The organism is Kineococcus vitellinus, from assembly GCF_009906315.1.
GTDB classification, from domain to species: Bacteria; Actinomycetota; Actinomycetes; order Actinomycetales; family Kineococcaceae; genus Kineococcus; species Kineococcus vitellinus.
The window spans coordinates 1-1371 of record NZ_JAAALL010000546.1; the positions used below are offsets into that span (position 1 = coordinate 1).

The 1371-nt window shown below is 79.3% G+C and carries 1 protein-coding gene; it reads left to right on the forward strand.

The features are described 5' to 3' along the window. Positions 1-221: 221 nt before the first annotated feature. The coding region (locus tag GTQ99_RS23290; protein ID WP_166618022.1) for a sensor domain-containing protein at positions 222-1371 on the forward strand (1150 nt) is incomplete at its 3' end.

Here is a 1371-nt window from a genome sequence, read left to right on the forward strand (position 1 = left end):
GACGGGTGGCGTCGGTGCGGGCGGGCGGGGTGCGCAGGTCGCTCACGACAGGCTCCTTCGGAGGGGGTGGTGTTCCCGTCCATGCTCCGGCGGACGGGCCCGGCGCCCCATCCCGCCGGCTGCCCTCCCGGGGTGCAGCCTGCTGCACCCGTGCGGTGCAGCAGGCTGCACTCCCGCGCGCGGGAGCTGACGCGGGACGACGCACCCCCTAGCGTCCAGGGGTGCACACCAGCAGGCGCGAGCGGCGCGCAGGGGGTTCCCGGTCCCGGGCCGCCCGGGCGGCCCGCTCGACGCGGTCCGCGGTCGCCGAGCTCGCCGGGGGGCTGGGCACCGCGCTGCCGGCGCTGGGCCTGCTGCTGTGGCTGGTGGTGGTCGCGGCGCTGTGCGCGGTGGGCGTCGGCCTGCTGCTGGCGCCGGGGGCGCTGCGCGGCCTGCGGGACCTGGCCGACCGCGAGCGCCGCCGGCTGCGGCGCGGGGACGAGCCGCTGCTGCCGGGCGGTGCGGTGCCGACCCCGCTGCGCGCCGCGCTGGCCGACCCCGTCGTGCGCCGCGAGCTGCGCTGGCTGCCGGTGCACGCCGTCGGCGGTTCGCTGCTGGGCCTGGTGGGCGTGCTGCTGCCGCTGTACGCGGTGCGCGACACCACCTTCCCGCTGTGGCGGCACCTGGTGCCCGCGGGGGTGGACAGCTCGCCGTGGTGGTGGACGGTGCAGGACGGGCGCGGTGCCGCGGCGGTGGCGCTGCTCGGGCTGGGCTGGGCGGTGCTGACCGTGGTGGCCGCGCCCGGCATGGCCCGGTGGCAGCGCTCGGCGGGACGGCGGCTGCTGGCACCGCCGCCGGGTGCGGACCTGTCCCTGCGGGTGGCGGAGCTGACCGCGACCCGGGCCGCCGCCCTGGACGCCCACGTGACCGAGCTGCGCCGCATCGAGCGCTCGCTGCACGACGGTACGCAGAACAGGCTGGTCGGCGTGAACGTGCTGCTCGGGGCGGCCCGGCGCTCGCTGACCCGCAACCCCGCCGCCACCGACGAGCTGCTGGAGCGGGCGCAGACCGCCACGGAGCAGGCGCTGGCCGAACTGCGCGCCGTGGCCCGCAGCATCCTGCCGCCGGTGCTGGTGGACAGGGGCCTGGCGGGCGCGCTGGACGGCCTGGCCGCCGCCTGCCCGGTGCCGTGCCGGGTCGAGGTGGACGTCGCGGTGCGCTGCCCGGCGGCGGTGGAGGCGACCGCGTACTTCGTCGTCGCCGAGGCGCTGACCAACATCGCCCGGCACAGCGGTGCGAGCGGCGTGCGGGTCGGCGTGCGCCGCCGCGGGGACGAGCTGCTGGTCTCCGTGCTCGACGACGGCCGCGGCGGGGCCCGGTTCGCCGGTGGGT